This window comes from Allobosea sp. GW822-FHT03F07, assembly GCF_058801345.1.
The window spans coordinates 53,163-72,201 of record NZ_JBXAND010000008.1 but is presented as its reverse complement, the minus strand read 5'-3'; the positions used below and the strand labels follow the sequence as shown (position 1 = coordinate 72,201).

At 66.5% G+C, this 19,039-nt stretch carries 18 protein-coding genes; 10 read left to right on the top strand and 8 right to left on the bottom strand.

The window, feature by feature from the left end; translation table 11 throughout:
• Positions 1-21 precede the first annotated feature (21 nt).
• Positions 22-978: an enoyl-CoA hydratase-related protein gene (locus tag AC1RMY_RS20505; RefSeq protein ID WP_492867661.1), complete on the bottom strand. Its 957-nt coding sequence runs from the start codon at positions 976-978 to the stop codon at positions 22-24.
• A 517-nt stretch (positions 979-1,495) separates the two neighbouring features.
• Between AC1RMY_RS20505 and murA the strand changes: the two genes are divergently transcribed.
• The 7 genes from murA (at position 1,496) to AC1RMY_RS20470 (ending at position 7,788) form a co-directional block, all read left to right on the top strand.
• Entirely contained in the window at positions 1,496-2,785 is a 1,290-nt protein-coding gene (gene murA / locus AC1RMY_RS20500; protein ID WP_492867660.1) for a UDP-N-acetylglucosamine 1-carboxyvinyltransferase, read from the top strand.
• A gap of 32 nt (positions 2,786-2,817) precedes the next feature.
• Complete coding sequence (locus tag AC1RMY_RS20495; protein ID WP_492867658.1) at positions 2,818-3,267, top strand: DUF2948 family protein; 450 nt, start codon at positions 2,818-2,820, stop codon at positions 3,265-3,267.
• 36 nt (positions 3,268-3,303) lie between these two features.
• Positions 3,304-4,596 carry a histidinol dehydrogenase gene (gene hisD, locus AC1RMY_RS20490; protein ID WP_492867656.1) on the top strand — a complete coding sequence of 431 codons (1,293 nt, stop codon included), beginning with the start codon at positions 3,304-3,306 and terminating at the stop codon, positions 4,594-4,596.
• Positions 4,597-4,649: 53 nt separating this feature from the next.
• Complete coding sequence (locus AC1RMY_RS20485; RefSeq protein WP_492867655.1) at positions 4,650-5,138, top strand: UPF0262 family protein; 489 nt, start codon at positions 4,650-4,652, stop codon at positions 5,136-5,138.
• 46 nt (positions 5,139-5,184) lie between these two features.
• Positions 5,185-5,589 (top strand): arsenate reductase/protein-tyrosine-phosphatase family protein, encoded by a 405-nt coding sequence (locus AC1RMY_RS20480; RefSeq protein ID WP_492867653.1) that lies wholly within the window; start codon positions 5,185-5,187, stop codon positions 5,587-5,589.
• Between the two features lie 388 nt (positions 5,590-5,977).
• Complete coding sequence (locus AC1RMY_RS20475) at positions 5,978-6,334, top strand: hypothetical protein (RefSeq protein ID WP_492867651.1); 357 nt, start codon at positions 5,978-5,980, stop codon at positions 6,332-6,334.
• Complete coding sequence (locus AC1RMY_RS20470; RefSeq protein ID WP_492867649.1) at positions 6,331-7,788, top strand: methyl-accepting chemotaxis protein; 1,458 nt, start codon at positions 6,331-6,333, stop codon at positions 7,786-7,788. The genes AC1RMY_RS20475 and AC1RMY_RS20470 overlap by 4 nt, the downstream gene beginning before the upstream one ends.
• Before the next feature lie 4 nt (positions 7,789-7,792).
• Here the strand turns inward: AC1RMY_RS20470 and AC1RMY_RS20465 are convergent, their stop codons facing one another.
• From AC1RMY_RS20465 to AC1RMY_RS20440, 6 genes are all read right to left on the bottom strand, one after another.
• Positions 7,793-9,010, bottom strand: a complete 1,218-nt coding sequence (locus AC1RMY_RS20465; RefSeq protein ID WP_492867648.1) for a phosphopentomutase — start codon at positions 9,008-9,010, stop codon at positions 7,793-7,795.
• Between the two features lie 2 nt (positions 9,011-9,012).
• A complete protein-coding gene (locus AC1RMY_RS20460) occupies positions 9,013-10,641 on the bottom strand; it encodes an ABC transporter ATP-binding protein (protein ID WP_492867646.1) in 1,629 nt (542 codons plus the stop codon).
• The gene (locus tag AC1RMY_RS20455) at positions 10,638-11,813 is read right to left on the bottom strand and encodes an ABC transporter permease (RefSeq protein WP_492867644.1); all 1,176 of its coding nucleotides are present in this window, start codon (positions 11,811-11,813) and stop codon (positions 10,638-10,640) included. The genes AC1RMY_RS20460 and AC1RMY_RS20455 overlap by 4 nt, the downstream gene beginning before the upstream one ends.
• A gap of 1 nt (position 11,814) precedes the next feature.
• Positions 11,815-12,900 (bottom strand): microcin C ABC transporter permease YejB, encoded by a 1,086-nt coding sequence (locus tag AC1RMY_RS20450; protein WP_492867642.1) that lies wholly within the window; start codon positions 12,898-12,900, stop codon positions 11,815-11,817.
• Positions 12,901-12,906: 6 nt separating this feature from the next.
• Positions 12,907-14,790, bottom strand: coding sequence for an extracellular solute-binding protein (locus AC1RMY_RS20445; protein ID WP_492867641.1), 1,884 nt, complete (start codon positions 14,788-14,790; stop codon positions 12,907-12,909).
• A gap of 215 nt (positions 14,791-15,005) precedes the next feature.
• Positions 15,006-15,548, bottom strand: coding sequence for a c-type cytochrome (locus AC1RMY_RS20440; protein ID WP_492867639.1), 543 nt, complete (start codon positions 15,546-15,548; stop codon positions 15,006-15,008).
• 217 nt (positions 15,549-15,765) lie between these two features.
• Between AC1RMY_RS20440 and AC1RMY_RS20435 the strand changes: the two genes are divergently transcribed.
• Genes AC1RMY_RS20435 through AC1RMY_RS20425 form a run of 3 tightly spaced genes read left to right on the top strand, consistent with a single transcriptional unit; the run spans position 15,766 to position 18,080 of the window.
• Positions 15,766-16,509, top strand: a complete 744-nt coding sequence (locus AC1RMY_RS20435) for a 3-deoxy-manno-octulosonate cytidylyltransferase (protein WP_492867637.1) — start codon at positions 15,766-15,768, stop codon at positions 16,507-16,509.
• Positions 16,510-16,514: 5 nt separating this feature from the next.
• Entirely contained in the window at positions 16,515-17,384 is an 870-nt protein-coding gene (locus AC1RMY_RS20430; RefSeq protein ID WP_492867635.1) for a prephenate dehydratase, read from the top strand.
• A gap of 15 nt (positions 17,385-17,399) precedes the next feature.
• Positions 17,400-18,080 (top strand): VOC family protein, encoded by a 681-nt coding sequence (locus tag AC1RMY_RS20425; protein ID WP_492867633.1) that lies wholly within the window; start codon positions 17,400-17,402, stop codon positions 18,078-18,080.
• Here AC1RMY_RS20425 and nudC read toward each other — a convergent pair.
• Positions 18,077-19,033, bottom strand: coding sequence for an NAD(+) diphosphatase (gene nudC, locus AC1RMY_RS20420; protein WP_492867632.1), 957 nt, complete (start codon positions 19,031-19,033; stop codon positions 18,077-18,079). The two genes, AC1RMY_RS20425 and nudC, sit on opposite strands and share 4 nt — an antisense overlap.
• Positions 19,034-19,039: the final 6 nt, after the last annotated feature.

The window sequence follows — 19,039 nt, the reverse complement described above, 5'->3', positions numbered from 1 at the left end:
TGCAAAACGGCTTCCGAAGGATCAGACGCTGAGCGGCAGGGCGGCCGCCACCGGGCGCAGATAGACCCGCGCGAGCATGCGGTCCTGCGTCTGCGCGATGCGCTGCAGCTTCGAGATCGCGCTCGGGCTGAGCCTCAGCATGCAGTCGGTCCAGATCTGGCCGAGATGGTCGAGCTCTTCCTGCAGGTCGCCGGCCCGGCGGTTGAAGGCGGCGAACAGCGCGGTCTTCGCGGCATGGATCGGCAGGGAGTCATGCGCGTACTTGCGGATCCAGGCCTCGCCGGTCCCCGTCGGCACCACCGCCTCCAGCCCGCCCGCCTCCATGAACTGCTGGGCGCTCATCTCCTCGCCGGAGAGCAGCATCTGCTCGGCCGCGCGCGCGCCCATCCGGCGCGACAGGATCGCCACCGCGGTGATCGGGAAGTGGTTGAACTTGATCTCGGGGTAGACGAAGGAGGCCTGCTCTTCGGCGATCATGACGTTGCATGAGCGCGGCGCGTCGATGCCGCCGCCGATCGCCTTGGCGTGGATCGTCGACAGCGTCACCACGAGGCCGTTGAGGCCGCTCGCGTTCAGGACGGCGCCGGCGCTCGACAGGCGCGCATACTCGGCCAGGGCCGCGCGATCGTTCTTGGCCAGGCAATCGAGGTAGAAGTCGAGATCGCCGCCGAGCGTGAAGAACGGGCCGGCTCCCCGGAAGGCGAGGAAGCGTACCGGAGCGCGGTGGTACTGATCGGGCGCGCCCCAGAGAGCGGAAATCGCGGTCTGGATCTTAACGAGGCTGTCGAGGAGCTGGAGCGTGAAGACCGGCTTCAGTTCAGGGCGGATCGTGACCCACAGGGTCTTGATCTCGGGCTCGTAGGCGATCTGCGTTTCGGGCAGGAACCCCGCCTTGTGGCGGATGGCATCGATCACCTCGCAGCTTTCGAGCACGGCTGCAGGCGCGGAGTCCATGGCCGAAACAGATGACTGGAGCATGCCGCTGATCCCCATTGCCACACATCGAGAGCGATGGCGACAAGGTAGGTGAAGTTAATAATCTGTAAACGAAATCCCTTGGAAATGGTTAATTACATTAAGTTTTATTCCCTAACGTCATCTTTGGGCTGCGAACCGTGCCGCAAATGCACAATGGGCTGACGGTGCGGCCCATGACAGCAAATGCCATGCCGCCGCTGCTGCGCCGCGCTTGTCCAAATCGGCGCATGCGGCTAACCATGCGCCGCGAATTCGCCGTGATCCGAGCGTTGAACCCCGGTACCGAGTTGTTGCCGTGAATCGCCAGACAGCCGCAGACGACGAGAAGAGGGCGCGCCTTGCCGCTGCCCTTCGGGAGAACCTGAAGCGCCGCAAGGCACAGGCCCGGGCTCGCCGCGCGGAGGAGGCGCCCGCGCAGGAGCCGGAACCGCAAGCCCAGGCCGAAACTGATCGGTCCTGACCCGACTTTCCCCAGCCGCCGCCGGCCTTCAGCCGGCAGGCTCAGCAGGACCTGACGATGGACAAGATCCGCATCACCGGCGGCCAGCGCCTCAATGGCGCGATTCCGATCTCGGGCGCGAAGAACGCCGCATTGCCGCTGATGATCGCGAGCCTGCTCACGGACGAGACGCTGACGCTGACGAATGTGCCGCGCCTCTCCGATGTCAGCGCGCTCTCGCGCATTCTGTCGAATCACGGCGTCGATCGCTCGATCGCCGGCAAGCGCATCGGCCAGTCCGCCGAGACCGGCCAGACGATCACCCTCACCGCCCGCCAGATCGTCGATACCTGCGCGCCCTACGAACTCGTCTCGACGATGCGCGCCAGCTTCTGGGTGATCGCGCCGATCCTGGCCCGCATGGGCGAGGCCAAGATCTCGCTGCCCGGCGGCTGCGCCATCGGCACTCGGCCGGTCGATCTCTTACTGATGGCGCTGGAAAAGCTCGGCGCCGAGATCGAGATCGAGAACGGCTATGCGCTGGCGCGAGCCCCGAAGGGCCTCAAGGGCGCCGAGATCGTCTTCCCGAAGGTGACTGTCGGCGGCACCCACACGGCGCTGATGGCGGCCGTCCTCGCTCAGGGCACGACGGTGATCGAAAACGCGGCGCGCGAGCCCGAGGTGGTCGATCTCGCCGCCTGCCTCGTCAAGATGGGTGCGAAGATCGAGGGCGCGGGCACGAGCCGGATCGTGGTCACCGGCGTCTCGCGCCTCGGCGGGGCGCATCATGCCGTGCTGCCGGACCGGATCGAGACCGGCACCTACGCCATGGCCGTGGCGATGACCGGCGGCGATGTGCTGCTGGAAGGGGCGCGTGCCGACCTGCTGCAATCGGCGCTCGACGTCTTGGTCGAAGCCGGCGCCGAGGTCAGCTCGACCAACGAGGGCATCCGCGTCCGCCGCAACGGGCAGCCGCTCGAATCCGTCGATGTCGACACCGACCCCTTCCCGGGCTTCCCGACCGATCTCCAGGCGCAGTTCATGGCGCTGATGACGAAGGCCAAGGGCACCTCGCGCATCCGCGAGACGATCTTCGAGAACCGCTTCATGCATGTGCAGGAGCTGGCGCGGCTCGGCGCGAAGATCCGGCTCGACGGCGATGCCGCCCATGTCGACGGGGTCAACAAGCTGACCGGCGCGCCGGTGATGGCGACCGATCTGCGTGCTTCGGTTTCGCTCGTCATCGCCGGTCTCGTGGCGGAAGGCGACACCATGATCAACCGCGTCTACCATCTCGACCGTGGCTTCGAGGCGCTCGAGGCGAAGCTGACGCGCTGCGGCGGCCTGGTCGAGCGCATCAGCGGTTGACGTCGGCGGGTGGCGTCGCCAGAACACTTTCCATGTCGGATGATGCTGCAGACCCGCTGAAACTCGTCGCGCTCGACGCCGATGATCTCGAGATCGTGTCGGCCCATCTCCAGGATTCGGTCCTGAAGGTGGCTGACATCGTCTGGCTGCCGGCCGAGAAGCGCTTCGCACTTGCTGCCCGCCGCTTCGACTGGGAGGGCGTCGCGCACGGCCATCGCCGCCGCCGCCTGACCGCCCTGCATTTCGACCGCGTCCTGGCTGTGCGTAGCACGAAGATCGACAAGGCATCGCCCGATCAGGTGCTGAGCCTGCTGGCGATCGGCTTTGCTGCTCGCGGCGACGATCCCGACGGCGAGGTCACGCTGCATTTCTCCGAGGGCGCCGCGATCCGGCTCGAGGTCGAATGCATAGAGGCCCAGATGAAGGATCTCGGTCCGGTCTGGGAAGCGCTGGCGACGCCGGGGCATCCCGACGGCCCCTGAGCCGTTTCCAGCGACAATGACGATCCGGGGATAGCGATGCCGATCAGGCTCGACGACAGCAGCGCCGCATTCGAGCGGGAGTTCCGCGATCTGCTTTCGGCCAAGCGCGAGGTCTCCGAGGAGGTCGATCGCGTCGTCGCTGACATCATCGCCGATGTGCGCGAGCTCGGCGACGCGGCCGTGATCGACTACACGCAGCGCTTCGACGATCTCGCCCTGACGCCGCGGGCAATGCGCGTCTCGCCGGAGGAGATCGATGCGGCGATCGCTGCCTGTCCGCCCGCGCAGATCGCGGCGCTGGAGACCGCCCGCGAGCGCATCGAGGCCTATCATCTCCACCAGAAGCCGATGGACGCCTGGTTCACGGATGCCGCCGGCGTCCAGAGCGGCTGGCGCTGGAGCGCCATCGAGGCGGTCGGTCTCTATGTGCCCGGCGGCACGGCGAGCTATCCCTCTTCCGTTCTGATGAACGCCGTGCCCGCGAAGGTCGCCGGCGTCGATCGCGTCGTGATGGTCGCCCCGACGCCGCGCGGTGAGACCAACCCCCTCGTGCTGGCGGCGGCGCGCTTGGCCGGCGTCGACGAGGTCTACCGCATCGGCGGGGCGCAGGCCGTGGCGGCCCTGGCCTACGGCACGGCCAGCATCGCCCCGGTCGCCAAGATCGTCGGACCCGGCAACGCCTATGTCGCCGCTGCCAAGCGCCGCGTTTTCGGCCAGGTCGGCATCGACATGATCGCCGGCCCATCCGAAGTTCTGATCATCGCGGACGGCACGGCCAATCCGGACTGGATCGCGGCCGATCTGCTCGCGCAGGCCGAGCACGACGTATCGGCACAGTCGATCCTGATGACCGACGATGCGGGGCTCGCGGGCGAGGTCGAGAAGGCGATCCGGGCGCAGTTGCAGACGCTGCCCCGCGCCGCGATCGCTGCGAAGAGCTGGGACGATTTCGGTGCGATCCTGCTGGTTGCGGATCTGGAACGAGCGGTGCCGCTGGTCGACCGGCTGGCGCCGGAGCATCTCGAGGTCATGACGGCCGATCCCGACCGGCTTTCCGGCATGATCCGCAACGCAGGCGCGATCTTCCTGGGCGGTCATACGCCCGAGGCGATCGGCGACTATGTCGGCGGCCCCAACCATGTCCTGCCGACGGCCCGATCGGCCCGCTTCTCCTCGGGCCTCGGCGTGCTCGACTTCATGAAGCGGACATCGCTGCTGCGATGCGGCCCCGATGCGTTGCGCGCTCTCGCACCGGCCGCGACGCAGCTCGCCGAAGCCGAGGGCTTGCAGGCGCATGGCCGTTCCGTGACGATCAGGCTCAATCGCTGAGCGCGGCCGATTCTCGACAAGGAGATTGCGCCGCAACCGGGAGCGGAGGTGTGATGCTTCAAGCCACGACATCCGACAAGCAGCGCCTCGTCGGCGTCACGCTCGACTCGTCTTCGCTGGGCGGCGGCTCGGCCGATCAGGAACATGAGCGCGCGGTTGCGATCTACGACCTGATCGAGCGGAACCGTTTTGCGCTACCGGGCCATGACGGCGGGCCCTATCTCGCCCACCTCGCCGTGGTCGAGCGTCGATTGGCCTTCGAGATCAAGGAAGCCGACGGCGCTCCCGTCGTCACCCATCACCTCTCGCTCACGCCGTTCCGCCGCATCGTCAAGGACTATGCGATGGTCTGCGAGAGCTACTACGCAGCCATCCGCACGGCGACGCCCTCGCAGATCGAGGCGATCGACATGGGCCGGCGCGGCCTGCATGACGAGGCGGCCGGTATCCTGGTTGATCGTCTCGCCAGCAAGGTCGAGATCGACTTTGACACCGCAAGGCGATTGTTCACGCTCATCTACGCGCTGCACTGGAAGGGCTGAGCGCTTGTCGCCACCCGCTGCGCGCAAGGTCCAGAGCGTATTGTTCATGTGCGCGCACAATGCGGTGCGTTCGCCCATGGCCGAGGCGATGGCCAAGCACTTCTTCGGCAAGTCGGTCTATGTGCAGTCGGCTGGCGCACGGCGCGGCGAGGTCGATGCCTTCGCCCTCGCCGTGCTCGACGAGATCGGCATCGACGCGCACAAGCACAAGCCGAAATCCATTGAGGACCTCGAGGAGTGGGAGGGGCTGAATTTCGACCTGATCATCTCGCTCTCGCCGGAAGCGCATCACAGGGCGCTGGATCTCACCCGCACGGTCGCCGCCGAGGTCGAATACTGGCCGACGGTCGACCCTACGGTGGTCCAGGGCTCGCGCGACCAGGTCATGGACGCCTATCGCGACGTTCGTGACGGGCTGATGCGCCGGATCAAGGCTCGTTTGGCCTCCTGAGCAGACAGATCGTACACGCGACGAAACGTCGCGGCATGGTGGGGCGAGATTCGATATCCGATGCAGCTGCAATCATGGGTTGATCCGGTCGGGCTGCTGCTTTCGCGGAGAAATCAGGCGCGTCCCAGCGCTTTTTGGTAGAATGTCGCCGAACTGAGGTTTCGTCCGCTCGATGTCGATAGAGCACGACGCAAGGGCAGAATCTCCCACAATCCAGCGTTGTCGGAGCCGAGGCTCGCTCTTGGCCGCCGCTGTGTCGGCAAGCTTGGGAAACGTCGCAGGGGGATCGCCGCTAAAGGGACCCTTAACCCGAACCATCCCATTTGGAACCGTCTGCTGGGGGGCTGCGGGCGGTCGTCTAGCGTTCGGACAATCCATGGAATCGAGAATGATGATCCAGGCCCCAGCGAACCGGGGATTGTCCGGCCGCGAGCGCGCCGCACTGTGCCTCATGTTCTTCGCCAGCATCTTCGTTGCTTTGCTCGCATTGCCGGGCGCCTCGCCGGGGCAGGCGCAGCCGGTGGCTATCGTCTTTGCACCCTGGGTATCGGCAGATGAAGCCATCACGCGCAGCCTATCCGCCGGCTATCCGGTGCTGCGTTCGGGAAGATCGTCCTTCGTCGTGATCGCGGCGCCAGCCGAAGCGGCTCAATGGGCCAGGCCACAGGGCGCCGTCATGGTGCTGGCCCTCGTGGGGCTCGCCGGTTGCCTCGACGCGGCGGCACCGGAGCCTGCGGCGTCATGATCTGGACCCTCGATGTCGTCCGCCAGCGCGTGGCCTGTGTGCTGCTCGGGCTCGCCTTCCTGCATGTGCCGATCATCGGGCTGGCGTTCTGGCTGCGCGGCGAGGAAGGCCTGGTGCCCGTCGCGATGGCCTTCGCCCTCGCTGCGGGCGCCTTGCTGCTCTATGCGACCCGGGGTGCCGCCACCCTGACGCAACTCTTCATGGCGGTCACGTTGATCGGCCAGGTGTCGATCCTCGTGTTCAGCCTGGCCGGCCATCCCTGGCAGCCGGACATGCACATGTATTACTTCGCGATCCTGGCCGTGCTCGCCGGATTCTGCGACTGGCGTCCCATCGTTATGGGCGCCGCCCTGACGGCGGTCCATCACCTCGTCTTGCAGTATGTGCTGCCCTCTGCCGTGTTCTATCAGGGCGGCAGCCTGCTGCGCGTGCTGCTGCACGCGGTCATCGTGATCATGGAGACCTCTTTCCTCGCCACCATCGCGGTGATCATGGAGCGCATGTTCCTGTTGAACTCGGACAGCCTCGCGCTCGCACGCGAAACCGCCGAGCGCGAGCGTGTCGCGGCCGAGAACGAGAAGCGCCTGGCCGATCAATTGAGCCGTCGCGCGCAGGTGCTGCACGAGATCGTTTCCCATTTCCAAGAGAAGATGGAGCTGGAGATGGCCGTGCTCGACCGTTCGGCCGATGTCATGCAGGGCGAGGCCACGGCCTTGATCGGGACTTCGGATCAGGCGCGACGTCAGACCGTCTTGGTTTCGGATGCGACCTCCGAAACCATGTCGGGCATCGACCATCTCTCCGCGGCCAGCGACGAACTGGCGGTATCGATCGGGGAAATCGGCCGCAATGTCTCCCATTCGGCCGAGGGCTCGACGACGGCGGCTGAATTGGCGCGCAAGGCCAGCAGCGAGGTCGAGGTACTCGCCCGCAACAGCGAGAGGGTCGGGGCTGTCGTCGACCTGATCCGCGGCATCGCCGCGCAGACCAGCTTGCTCGCCCTCAATGCGACGATCGAGGCAGCCCGCGCCGGAGAAATGGGGCGCGGCTTTGCCGTCGTCGCCAGCGAGGTCAAGACGTTGTCGGCCCAGACAGCCAAGGCGACGGACGAGGTTTCCTCTCAGATCGGCGCCATGCAGGAGGCCTCACAGCGCTCGCTGAAAGCGATCCGCGACATCGTTGTGGCGATCGGCGATGTCGAGCGCGTCGCCGATGCGATCGCTATCTCGGTAGAGCAGCAGGGGCAGGCGACCTCCGAGATCGCCCATCAGGTCCGGATGTCCTTCGAGGGCGCGCGGCGCAGCGCCGATATCGTCGGCAGCTTCGAGGCGATGACCGAAGGCGCCCATGACGCCGCCCGGCAAGTGCAGGACTCTGCCGATCAACTCGCCGCCCAGGTGCGCAGCATCCGGGCGGAGGTCGCGGAGTTCTGCGAGCGCGTCGCGGCGGCCTGAGCGCCTACCAGACCCGGCCTGGCCCCACCGGCCCGACGCCGAGCCAGTGGCCGAGCGTGGCGGCGATGTCGGCGAAGCTCTCGCGCCGGTCGAGTGCCGTCGGCGCGGTGCCAGGCCCAAAGGCCAGGATCGGCACATGCTCGCGGGTATGGTCCGTGCCGGGCCAGGTCGGGTCGTTGCCATGGTCGGCGGTAATGACGGCGAGGTCGCCGGGCTGTAGCGCCGCTTCCAGCCGGGGCAGCATCGCGTCGAAGGCTTCGAGCGCTGCCGCATAGCCCGGCACATCGCGGCGATGGCCGTACTCCGTATCGAAATCGACGAGATTGACGAAGCAGAAGCCGCCGTCCGGCAGGCGCTCCCAGGCCGCCAGCGCAGCATCGAACATGGCGGCATTGCCGAAGGGCTTGATCTCCTCGCCCGTCGCACGATGGGCGAAGATGTCGCCGATCTTGCCGACGGTGATCACCTTGCGTCCGCGTGCGGTCAGGCGATCGAGGATCGTCTCGTTCGGCGGCGGGATGGCGAAGTCCTTGCGGTTGCCGGTTCGCGTGTAGCCGGTCTCGGCTGAGCCGATGAAAGGCCGCGCGATGACACGCCCGATCTTCAGGGGATCGACCAGCATCCGCACCTTGCGGCAGAGCGCATAAAGTCGTTCCAGCCCGAAATGCTCCTCATGCGCCGCGATCTGCAGCACGGAATCGACGGAGGTGTAGCAGATCGGCTGACCCGTCCGGATGTGCTCCTCGGCCAGTTCGTCGATGATGGCGGTGCCCGAGGCGTGCTTGTTGCCGAGGATGCCGGGGAGGCCTCCTTCCCGGATGATGGCGGCGACCAGCGCGGGCGGGAACGAATTCTCCAGCGCGGTGAAGTAACCCCAAGCGAACGGCACCGGGCAGCCGGCGATTTCCCAGTGGCCGGACGGCGTGTCCTTGCCCTGGCTCCGTTCGACGCCATAGCCGTGCCGCCCACCAGGCGTGGTGGGCTTCACGGCCCCGGTGAGTGGCCGGCCCGTGGAGGCTTCACAGGCATGGGCGAGGCCGAGCCGCACGAGATTTGGCAGGGCGAGGGCTCCGCTGCGCAGGCCCGCGCGGTCGCCGCCCCCCTCGGCGCAGGCCTGCGCGATATGGCCGAGCGTGTCCGCACCCGTGTCGCCATAGAGATGGGCGTCCTCGGCCCCGCCGCAGCCGACGGAATCCAGGACGATCAGGATCGCGCGGGCCATGCTCAATCCCTCACGGCGGCGCTTCCGGCCGGCTCGAGGTTGAGCGCCGCCGCCAGCAGCGCCTGCGTGTAAGCCTCACGCGGTTGCGAGAAGATCGTCTCGGCCGGGCCTTCCTCGACAACCTTGCCGTTCTGCATCACCAGCACGCGATGGGCCATGGCCCGCACGACCTTGAGATCGTGACTGATGAAGAGATAGCCGAGCCTGCGCCGCGCCTGCAGGTCGCGCAGCAATTCGACGATCTGGACTTGCACCGACATGTCGAGCGCGGAGGTCGGTTCGTCCAGTACGACGAACTTGGGATCGAGCGCCATGGCGCGCGCGATCGCGATGCGCTGGCGCTGGCCGCCGGAAAACTCATGCGGGTAGCGGTCCATCGCGGACGGGTCGAGCCCGACATCGCTCAGAGCCTGCGCCACGACCTCGCGGCGTTCCGCATAGCTTTGCTGCCGGGCCTGTACGGTCAGCCCCTCGGCGACGATCTCCGCCACCGACATGCGCGGCGAGAGCGAGCCGTAAGGGTCCTGGAAGACGACCTGGAGATCCTTGCGCTTCGGCCGCACGGCCGAACTCGACAGCCCGTCTATGCGGTCGCCGAGGAAGACGATCGGTCCTTCCGAGGAAATCAGCCGGAGGATGGCGAGCCCCAGCGTCGTCTTGCCCGAGCCCGACTCGCCGACGACGCCCAGCGTCTCGCCCTCGCGGACCTTCACCGCGATGCCGTCGACCGCCTTTACATGGCCGGTCGTGCGGCGCAGGAAGCCGCTCTTGATCGGGAACCAGACCTTGATCGGCCCGGCATCGACCAGAGGCGCAGCATCCGTTGGAACGGGGGCCGGGCGGCCTTTCGGCTCGGCGGCGAGCAGGCGCTTCGTATAGGCGTGCTGCGGGTTGCCGAAGATCTCCGCCACTGGCCCCTGCTCGACGATCTGGCCCTTCAGCATGACGCAGACCCGGTCGGCGATGCGCCGGACGATGCCGAGATCATGCGTGATGAAGAGCATCGCCATGCCGAGCCGCTCCTGCAGTTCCTTCAGCAGCTTCAGGATCTGTGCCTGCACCGTGACGTCAAGCGCCGTGGTCGGCTCGTCGGCGATCAGCAGGTCAGGCTCGTTGGCGAGCGCCATGGCGATCATCACGCGCTGGCGCTGCCCACCGGAGAGCTGATGCGGATAGGCGTCGAGCCGGCTCCTTGCATCGCGGATGCCAACGAGCTCGAGCAGTTCGAGTGTGCGTGCCCGCGCAGCCTCGCCGCGCAGCCCCTTGTGCAGCTCGAGGATCTCGCCGATCTGCCGCTCGATCGTGTGCAGCGGGTTGAGCGAGGTCATCGGCTCCTGGAACACCATGGTGATGTCGTTGCCGCGCACCTTGCGCATCGCGTCCTCATCGGCCGCGATCAGGTCCTGGCCGTTGAACATGACCTTGCCGGAAGGGTGATGAGCCGAGGGGTAGTTCAGCAGCTTGAGAATCGACAGCGCCGAGACCGACTTACCGGAGCCGGACTCGCCAACGATGGCCAGCGTCTCGCCCTGGGCGAGGTCGAAGGAGACGCGATCGACGGCCAGCGTCTCGCGCCCGCCCTGGCGGAAGGCGACGGAGAGGTCCTGGACGGAGAGGAGGGGGGCGGTCATGCGAACGTCTTCCGCGGGTCGAACGCATCCCGCACGGCCTCGCCGATGAAGATCAGCAGCGAGAGCATCAGCGCGATCACGACGAAGCCGGAGAGACCGAGCCAGGGTGCCTGCAGGTTCGACTTGCCCTGTGCCAGCAATTCTCCCAGCGAGGGCGAACCGGGCGGCAGGCCGAAGCCGAGGAAGTCGAGCGAGGTCAGCGTGGTGATCGAGCCGTTCAGAATGAAGGGCAGGAAGGTCAGCGTCGCCACCATGGCATTGGGCAGAAGGTGCTTGATCATGATGGCGCGGTTGGACAAGCCCAGCGCGCGGGCGGCGCGGACATATTCGAAGTTGCGCGCGCGCAGGAATTCGGCGCGCACGACACCGACGAGGGCGACCCAGGAGAACAGCAGGAGGATGCCGAGCAGCACGAAGAAGCTCGGCGTGATGACCGCGGCGACGATGATCAGCAGATAGAGCGCGGGAATCGAGGTCCAGATCTCGATGACGCGCTGGAAGATCAGATCGGTCCAGCCACCGAAATAGCCCTGGATCGCGCCCGCCGCGATGCCGATCACCGAGGAGATACCGCACAGGATCAGCCCGAACAGGATCGAGATGCGGAAGCCGTAGATCAGCCTCGCGACCACATCCCGGCCCTGGTCATCCGTGCCGAGCCAGTTCCATTCGAGGTCGCGGCAGCCGGTGCCGCCTGTCCGCTCGGCGATGGCGCGGCACTGCTCGTCCTTGAGCATCCAGGTCGGCGGGGCAGGGGCCGGCACGGGCAGGTCGAGGTTGTGCGTGCGGTAGCTGTAGCGGATCGGCGGCCAGATCGCGAAGCCGTTGCCGTCGATCTCCTTGGCGATGACGGGGTCGCGATAGTCGGTCGTGGCGAGGAAGCCGCCGAACTTCTCTTCTGGATAGTTCACCGCGACCGGAAACAGCCACTCGCCCTTGTAGTGGACGATCAGCGGTCGGTCGTTGGCCAGGAACTCCGCGAAGAGCGAGAGCACGAACAGCGTCAGGAAGATCCAGAGCGACCACCAGCCGCGCTTGTTCGCCTTGAAGTTGCTCAGCCGGCGCCGGTTGATCGGCGAGAGCTTGAGCCAGCCCTGGCTCGCCTCGATCGGGGCCAGTGGTACCTCGCTGCGCAAGGCGGGCGGCGGCGCATCGATCAGCGTGTCGCTCATCTCAGGTCTCCCGCGTCTCGAAATCGATGCGGGGATCGACCCAGGTGTAGGTCAGGTCGGTGATGAGATGCACGATCAGACCGATCAGCGAGAAGATGTAGAGATTGGCGAAGACGACCGGATAGTCGCGGTTGACGATCGCCTCGAAGGACAGGAGCCCGAGCCCGTCCAGCGAGAAGATCGTCTCGATCAGGAGCGAGCCGGCGAAGAGCGCATGCACGAAGGCGCCGGGAAAGCCTGCGATCACGATCAGCATGGCGTTGCGGAAAACATGGCCATAGAGCACGCCGCGCTCGGAAAGCCCCTTCATCCGCGCGGTCAGGACATATTGCTTGCGGATCTCGTCGAGGAACGAGTTCTTGGTCAGCAGTGTCGAGGTCGCAAAGGCGCCGAGCGCCATAGCGGTCACCGGCAGGGCGATGTGCCAGAGATAGTCCGCGACCTTGCCGAAGAAACTCAGCTCCGAGAAATTGTCCGAGTAGAGCCCCCGCAGCGGGAAGATCTGCCAGAACGAGCCGCCGGCGAAGAGCACGATCAGAAGGATCGCGAACAGGAAGCCGGGGATGGCGTAGCCGATGATCACGACCGCGCTGGTCCAGGTGTCGAAGCGCGAGCCGTCCTTCACGGCCTTGCGGATGCCGAGCGGAATCGAGATCGCATAGGAGAGCAGCGTCATCCACAGGCCGAGCGAGATCGAAACCGGCAGCTTCTCCTTGATCAGCTGCAGCACCGGCGCGTCACGGAAATAGCTCCGCCCGAAATCGAAGCGGATGTAGTCGCCCAGCATCTTGAGGAAGCGCTCATGCGCCGGCTTGTCGAAGCCGAACTGCTTCTCGAGTTCCTTGATGAAGGCGGGGTCGAGCCCCTGCGCACCGCGATAGGAGGAGTCCGCTGCCTGCGCGCCGGCGTCGCCGCCCGAGCCGCCGCCGACACGGTCGGAGGCGCCGCTATTGGGGTTCTGCAATTGCGAGATCACCCGCTCCACCGGCCCGCCGGGAGCGAACTGCACGATGACGAAGGAGATCAGCAGGATGCCGAACAGCGTCGGCACCATCAGGGCGAGGCGGCGCGCGATATAGCTCAGCATGCCGCTTTACGCCTTCCCGATCTTCTTCGCCTTCTCGGCGTTGTACCACCAGATCGACGGTGCGCCGGAGCCGAATTTAGGCTTGGTCTGCGGCCGGTCGAACATGTCCCAATGGGCGATCCATTCCTCGTCGTTCCACCACATTGGGATCCAGTAGCGCCCGGCCCGCAGCAGGCGGTCGAGGCATTTGGCGGCGACGACGACCTTGGCGTAGCTGTTGGCCTGGCCGATCGCCTCGATCATGGCATCGATCGCGGGGCTGCTGACGCCGCCGAGATTGCGCGAACCGGAGGTCCTGGCCGCCTGCGAGCCATAGACGACCCTAAGCGTGTCGCTGGGGATCGCGCTGCCACCCAGTGCCATGCTGACGATGTCGAAGTCGAACTCCTGCGTTCGCCGCTGATACTGCGCCGGATCGACTAGGCGCGAGGTCGCGTTGATGCCGAGCCGTTTCAGATTGGCCTGGAAGGGCTGGGTGTGGGGCTGGAGCGCGCCCTGCGAATCGAGGAACTCGATCTCGAAGGGCTGGCCGTTCGGCAGCTTCAGGACATTGCCGTCGCGCTTGCAGCCGGCGGCGCGCAGCATCTCGTCGGCGCGGCGCAGCAAGGCGCGGTCGCTGCCCGAGCCGTCCGAGACGGGCGGAAGCCAGGGCTCGCCGAAGACCTCGTCCGGGACCTTGCCTCTGAAGGGTTCGAGCAGCGCGAGCTCCTCTGGCGAAGGCTTGCCGACGGCCTTCGAATCCGAGTTCTCGAAATAGGACGTCATCCGCTCGTAGAAGCCGAACATGATGGTCTTGCGCGTCCACTCGAAATCGAAGCACAGCCCGAGCGCTTCGCGGATGCGCGGGTCGGCGAATTTTTCCCGCCGCAGATTGTAGATCCAGCCCTGCGAGCCGACCGGATCGGTCTTCGGTAGAGACTCCTTCTTGACCTTGCCCTCATGGAGCGCCGGGAAGTCGTAACCGGTCGCCCAGATGCGCGAGGTGAACTCTTGCTGGAAGGTGATGACGCCGCTCTTGAAGGCCTCGAACGCCACCTGGCGGTCGCGGAAATACTCCCAGCGCACCCGGTCGAAATTGTTGACGCCGATATTCACCGGCAGGTCCTTGCCCCAGTAGTCGGCGACGCGCTCGAACTCGATGAAGCGGCCCTGTTCGAAGCGGCCGACCTTGTAGGCGCCCGAACCCAGCGGCGGCTCCAGCGTCGAGGCCTCGAAATTCCGGGTCGACCAGAACTTCTCGGAGAAGACCGGCAGCCCGGCGACGACTAGATGCAGGTCGCGGCTGCGCTTGGGCGAAAGCTGCACGACGACGATGTCGTCGCTTTCCGCCTTGGCTGAGACCAGCTCGTTCAGGATCAGACGGTAGGACGGATGCCCCTTGCTCTTGAGCAGGTTCATACTGAAGGCGACGTCCGAGGCCGTCACCCGGCTGCCGTCATGGAAGCGCGCCTCGGGCCGGAGTCGGAAGCGATAGGTCAGCTTGTCCGGGGAGACCGCGACACTCTTCGCCAGCAATCCATAGAGCGTGCCCGGTTCGTCGCCCGAGCCCGACATCAGGCTGTCGAAGCAGGCGTCCATGCCGGCCGCGCCGTCGCCCTGCAGGACGAAGGTGTTCAGCGTGTTGAAGGTGTCGAAGCTCTGGTTGCCGCTGGCCTGCTTGATCTGGATGGTCAGCGTCCCGCCCTTCGGCGCCTTCGGGTTCACATAAGGGAAATGAGGGAAGTCCGCGGGCAGCCCGAGCTCCCCGAAGGTCGAGAGGCCATGCATCTCCGCTTCCTGTGCGAAGGCGCGCCCGCCGAGAAGGCCTCCCCCAAGCCCCGGCAGAGCCGCTCCCGCCGCCGCAAGAGCAGCGGTTTCCAGAACTCTGCGGCGGGTGATGCGGGTGGTCATCGGGTCGCGTCTCCTCGTCGGCCGGGGCTTCCGGCGAATCGCCTTGATTCATGTCGCCCACCCGTCGAGCGCGTGCAACCATGCCACTCGACGCCATCGTGGCGGCAACACCATGGCGGGCGCAAGCGAAAGGCCGACCAAGCAAAGCCGGGCAAAGGAAAAGCCGGGCACTTGGCCCGGCTTCACGAATTCATCAGCGCTGCCGAAAAAGCCGCTCAGGGCTTGGGCAGCGGCTTGGGGGCGTCGGCCAGCGTGTTGAGATAGGCGACGACGTCGGCGCGCTGGTCGGGCTTGCCCATGCCGGCGAAGGCCATGATCGTGCCGGGCAAATAGGCCTTGGGGTTCTTCAGGAAGCCGTCGAGCTGCTCGGCTTCCCACTTCTCGCTCGACTTGCCCTTCATCGCGGCGGAATAGGCGAAGCCGTCGACGCCGGCCTTGGCGCGGCCATAGACGTCGAAGAGATGCGGGCCGATCTTGTTGGCGCCGCCCTTCTCGAAGGTGTGGCAGGCCTTGCAGGCGCCGACAGCCTTCTCGCCCTTGGCCGGGTCTGCCTTGGCGAGGCGGACAGCGATTGGCTCGTCGGCCACAGCAGCAGCGGCTGCGCCACCGGCTGCGGCCGGTTCCGCGCTCGGCAGGTCGAAGCCCGGCACGGCCGGCTTGTGCGGCGCGAACACGATGCCGGCGATCATGTTGAGGCCCATCACCACCAGCAGCGTGGACAGAGCCGCGCCGGCGATCTTGTTGGTTTCGATATCCATCGTATCCGAACCCTCGGCCCCGGCGCCCTCGGCGCAGGAAGCAAGACAGCTTTAGGCCGGGGCTGAAGGCACCGACACCCGAGCGTTGCTTAACCGCTTTGCGCGCTTCATTGCAACTCGTATAAGCACGCTCCGCTTTGAGACCTTTTGACGCTTGCAACGGCGCCTCGCGCACGGCCCGCGCTGCACGCATCGACCGAAGAGCTTGCCGATTCCGATGTCCGATCCGCTGATCCTGATTCCGGCCCGCATGAAGGCCACGCGCCTGCCCGGCAAGCCTTTGGCCGACATCCATGGCGAGCCGATGATCGTGCGAGTCTGGCGACGTGCCGTCGCGGCCGATATCGGGCCTGTCGCGGTGGCGACGGATTCTCGGGACATCTGCGCGGCCGTCGAGGCGGTCGGCGGGCGGGCGGTCATGACGCGCGAGGGCCACCCCTCAGGGTCGGATCGTATCAAGGAAGCCGCCGACATCCTCGACCCGCAGGGGCGCCATGATGTCATCGTCAACGTCCAAGGCGATTTCCCGACGCTCGAACCCGTGGCCATCGCGGCGTCCATGATCCCGCTCGCCGACCCGGAGGTCTCGATCGCCACGCTGGTCGGCCTGATCACCGACGATGAAGAGAAGGTCGCGCCGAGCGTGGTCAAGCTGGTCGGCAGCCATGTCACGCCGAGCCGCCTGCGAGCACTCTACTTCACGCGCGCGACCGCCCCCTATGGCGAGGGGCCGCTCTATCACCATGTCGGCATCTACGCCTACCGGCGCGCGGCGCTGGACCGCTTCGTCAGCCTGCCGCAATCCATGCTGGAGAAGCGCGAGAGCCTCGAGCAGTTGCGGGCGCTGGAGGACGGCATGCGCATCGACGCGATGATCATTGATCACGTACCCCGTGGCGTCGACACGCCGCCCGATCTGGATCGCGCCCGCGCGATCCTCGAAGCCCACGCCGGAGCCTGAAGTCCATGTCCGATAAGAAGAGCTCCGTCATCGTGTCCTATCAGGGCGAACCCGGCGCTTTCTCGTCGCAGGCCGCGCTGCAGGTGTTCCCGGATTGCGAGCTTCTACCATGCGCGACCTTCGAGGATGCGCTGGCGGCGGTCTCGGACGGCACGGCCCGCTATGGCATGATCCCGATCGACAACTCGATCGCCGGCCGCGTCGCCGATATCCATCATCTGCTGCCGCGTTCGGGCCTGCACATCATCGGCGAGCATTTCCTGCCGATCCGCTTCCATCTGATGGCGGTGAAGGGCGCGACGCTCGCGACGCTGAAGACGGTGCAGAGCCACATCCATGCGCTCGGCCAGTGCCGCAAGATCATCCGCAAGCTCGGCCTCAAGGCCGAGGTCGCCGCCGATACGGCCGGCTCCGCCCGTCAGGTCGCGGAAGCCGCCGATTTCAGCCGCGCCGCGATCGCGCCGCGGATCGCGGCCGAGGTCTATGGCCTGGAAATCCTGATGGAGGACATCGAGGACGAGAAGCACAATACGACGCGCTTCGTGATCCTCTCGAAATATCCGGAATTCGCCCGCCAGGGCGCCGCCAAGACGGTGACGACGCTGATTTTCCAGGTCCGCAACCTGCCGGCCGCGCTCTACAAGGCGATGGGCGGCTTCGCCACCAACGGCATCAACATGACGAAGCTCGAAAGCTACATGGTCGATGGCCATTTCTCGGCGACGATGTTCTATGCCGATGTCGAAGGGCATCCGGACGACCCGGCGCTGCGTCGCGCGCTCGACGAACTCGCCTTCTTTTCGAAGGAGGTGAAGATCCTCGGCGTCTATCCGGCCAACGCCTTCCGCGAGAGCTTTGCCGAGGTGGAGCAGTAGAAGGGGGGGGGCCGCGTGACGCGTTCCGCTTCGGGCACCGGAATGAACCACTGCCCGCGCCTGCAACTCGACCACCTCACCGTGATCGCGCCGACCCTGGCGGAGGGCGTATCGCATGTCAGGGCTTGCCTCGATCTGGACGTCCCCTTCGGCCAGCGCCATGACTACATGGGCAGCCACAACCACCTGCTCCAGCTCGGCGATTCCGTCTATCTGGAGATCGTCGCGCTCGATCCCGCGGGCCGCTCGCCAGGCCGACCGCGCTGGTTCGGCCTGGACGATCAGAAGGGCCTGAGGGCGGGCTGGGATGCTGGCCGGCGCCTGCGGGGCTGGGTTGCGCGCACCGATGCAATCGATGCGGTTCTCGCCGGGCGCGAAGCCGTCTTCGGAAGGAAGGTCGCTCTCCCCTTTATCGAACCAACCTTCGACTTCGCGATCCCAGATGACGGCTCTCTCCCAGCCGATGGAGCCTTTCCTTCGATCATCGACCGGCGCGGCAAGGCGCGCTCGATGGCGACGATGGCGGACCTCGGCGCAAGGCTGAAATCGCTCGTGCTCGATCATCCCGGGCCGGTCGCCGTTGCGCAGCTCTACGACGAATTGACCATCGACCGCCCGCCCGAGGTCAGGCTGGGATCTGAGCTCCGCTATCGGGCACGAATCGAAACGGCCGCAGGCGTGAGGGAGCTGACCTAAACCCGCTCGCCCTCGACCGCCCAGGCCCGTAGCAGGGTATTGGCGATGGCGAGGTGCTGCGGGCTGGTGAAGCCATCTGGATGTGTGCCCTCGAGCATCTGCAGCGCTTCCTCGCGCGAGAACCAGCGGCCGGCCTCGAGCTCGGTCATGTCGAGCACGATGTCGTCGTTGAGCGCGGCCGCGATGCAGCCGATCATCAGCGAGGACGGGAACGGCCAGGGCTGCGAGGCGATGTAGCGGACGGTGCCGACGCGAAGCCCGGCTTCCTCCCAGCTCTCGCGTCGCACCGCGTCCTCGAAGGTTTCGCCCGGCTCGATGAAGCCTGCGATGCAGGAATACATCCCCGGTGCGAAGCGGGCCTGCCGCGCCAGCAGGCAGCTGTCGCCGCGTGTCACCAGCATGATCACGACCGGGTCGGTGCGTGGGAAATGCTGCGCGCCACAGGCGCTGCATTCGCGCTTCCAGCCGGAGGCGCCGAGCGTCGTCGGGCCGCCGCACTGGGCACAGAAACGGTGGCGCGCATGCCAGTCGAGCAGGGCCTTGCCCTCGCCGAGTGGGCCGAGTTCGTCCTCCGGCACGAGGCGCTTCAGCGCGACGGAGCGCAGATCGGTGACGAACAGCTCCGGTCGCTCTCGCAAGGGGTCGGCCTGGGCACGGTCGAGCAGCCTGGCGAAACGCGGGGCGCCGTCGGGGGTGAGGCCGAGGAAGGCCTCCTCCAACCCCTCGCCCAGCAATTGCGTCTCGCCATGGCTGAACCAGACCGAGAGCGCCTCGCCGTCGAGCCGCTTCAGGATCGGCGTCTCGCCGGCGACGATCGCGATGCGCGTACCGGAGCGGTGGCGCAGCGCAGAGACCGCATCGGGCTTGTTGCGCAGGTCCTCGCGTCGGTCGAGCTTGTTGACTGCGAAGCCGGTGAGGGCCGAGCGTTCGCGCGGGCGGGAGGCGTCGTTCATGAGAAC